We start from the raw sequence: 1359 nt of genomic DNA, 5'->3' as shown, positions 1-1359 counted from the left end.
ATGAGCACCGAGTCCCAGGTGCCGTACGTCGGTGAGTCCTTGCGGAGGTCGACCACGACGTCGAGGAACGCGCCGCGGGTGCAGGTGACGTACTTGGCCTGCCCGGGTGGGTCGACGGTGACGTGAATCCCGCGGAGCACACCGGCGGCGGAGACCGAGCAGTTGGCCTGCAGCAGTTCCAGGGGGTGCCCGACGGCGGCGGTGAAGGCGGAGTCCTTGTGCCATTCGAAGAACACCCCGCGGTCGTCGCCGAACTGGCGGGGAGTGAATTCGAACGCCCCGGGGACGCGCAGTTCGCGGAAGCTCACGGTCGGTGTCCTCTCTCGAGCAGGTCCAGCAGGTATGCCCCGTATCCGGACTTGAGCAGTGTCTGCGCGCGGGCGCGCAGGTCGTCGTCGGTGATGAACCCGCGTCGCCACGCCACCTCCTCGGGGGCGCCGATCTTGAGGCCTTGGCGCTGTTCGATGGTGCGCACGTAGTTGGAGGCGTCGAGGAGCGATTCGAAGGTGCCGGTGTCGAGCCACGCGGTGCCGCGGGGCAGCACCTGCACCTGCAGGGTCCCCGCCTCGAGGTAGTGGCGGTTGACGTCGGTGATCTCGTACTCCCCGCGAGCGGAGGGGGCGAGGTCGCGGGCGATGGCGATGACGTCGTTGTCGTAGAAGTACAGCCCCGGCACCGCGTAGTTCGACCGCGGGTGTGTCGGCTTCTCCTCCAAGGACAGGGCGGTGCCGCTCTCGTCGAATTCGATGACCCCGTACGCGGTGGGGTCGGAGACCTCGTAGGCGAACACCGCGCCGCCGTCGATGTCCCCGAACCGGCTCAGCTGCGTTCCCAGGCCGGGGCCGTAGAAGATGTTGTCCCCCAGCACCAGCGCGGCGCCCTCGGTGCCGATGTGCTCGGCACCCAGCACGAACGCCTGCGCGAGGCCGTTGGGTTCGTGTTGCACCTTGTAGGTCAGCGAGATGCCGAACTGGGAGCCGTCACCGAGCAGCCGCTGGAACTGCTCGGCGTCCTGCGCGGTGGTGATGATCAGGATGTCGCGGATCCCGGCGAGCATCAGCGTGGTCAGCGGGTAGTAGATCATCGGCTTGTCGTAGACGGGCACCAACTGCTTGCTCACGCCCTGAGTGATCGGATGCAGCCGCGACCCCGTGCCACCGGCCAGAATGATTCCTCGCATGATGGTCGAGTCTTTCAGACTGCGCTTCGCGCCGCTCTCCCACGTAAAGTGCCGCCCATGAGAATGCTCGTGACCGGCGGCGCCGGGTTCATCGGCGCGAACTTCGTGCACCTGACCGCTCGCACCCGCCCCGACATCGAGATCACCGTCCTCGACGCCCTCACCTACGCCGGCAACAA

The 1359-nt window shown here is 67.3% G+C and carries 3 protein-coding genes; 1 reads left to right on the top strand and 2 read right to left on the bottom strand.

What is annotated here, in order from left to right; all coding sequences use genetic code 11:
- Positions 1-308 (bottom strand): dTDP-4-dehydrorhamnose 3,5-epimerase family protein (locus BR07_RS0122610; RefSeq protein ID WP_027507343.1); only part of this gene is annotated, 308 nt, incomplete at its 3' end.
- Positions 305-1180 (bottom strand): glucose-1-phosphate thymidylyltransferase RfbA, encoded by an 876-nt coding sequence (gene rfbA, locus BR07_RS0122605; protein WP_027507342.1) that lies wholly within the window; start codon positions 1178-1180, stop codon positions 305-307. The genes BR07_RS0122610 and rfbA, both read right to left, overlap by 4 nt.
- Positions 1181-1237: 57 nt before the next feature.
- Here rfbA and BR07_RS27225 point away from each other — a divergent pair.
- A partial coding sequence (locus BR07_RS27225) for an NAD-dependent epimerase/dehydratase family protein (protein WP_155957175.1) occupies positions 1238-1359 on the top strand: 122 nt, incomplete at its 3' end.

The sequence above is a fragment of the Rhodococcus sp. UNC23MFCrub1.1 genome, assembly GCF_000686025.1.
Classification (GTDB): Bacteria; Actinomycetota; Actinomycetes; order Mycobacteriales; family Mycobacteriaceae; genus Rhodococcoides.
The sequence above is the reverse complement of the archived record's forward strand: the minus strand, read 5'-3'. Positions and strand labels throughout refer to the sequence as shown.